Origin of the sequence: Acinetobacter harbinensis (assembly GCF_000816495.1) — a bacterium.
Lineage (GTDB): Bacteria > Pseudomonadota > Gammaproteobacteria > Pseudomonadales > Moraxellaceae > Acinetobacter > Acinetobacter harbinensis.
Genome location: NZ_JXBK01000003.1, coordinates 67125 through 67411, shown reverse-complemented (window position 1 = coordinate 67411; position 287 = coordinate 67125). Strand labels below are relative to the sequence as shown.

Genomic DNA, 287 nt, shown 5'->3' with positions numbered 1-287 from the left:
TCCAAACGTTGCTTAAATTAAACTATGTAATAGTGGCGACATAAAGGTGCTCTTATCGCTATATATTAAAAACTTAGTGGAACACTGTTTCTAAAGCTTTTAAACCCACTTTGGGATCAAGTAGACCGTTGTAAATTTCAGGGATTTCACGTTCCACCCCAAAAAATTCATAAATGGCAAGCATCGCCCCACGAACTGAATATTCCACAGTAAAGACCACGTCATCTTCAATTTCCACAAACTGTCCAAGGAAAGCAAAGTTTTGTGAGCCTTGTGGAATTACCTGT

At 38.3% G+C, this 287-nt stretch carries 1 protein-coding gene; it reads right to left on the bottom strand.

The features are described from left to right. Positions 1–73: 73 nt before the first annotated feature. On the bottom strand, positions 74–287 hold a 214-nt coding region (locus SE27_RS14780), incomplete at its 5' end, for an oleate hydratase (RefSeq protein ID WP_455550039.1).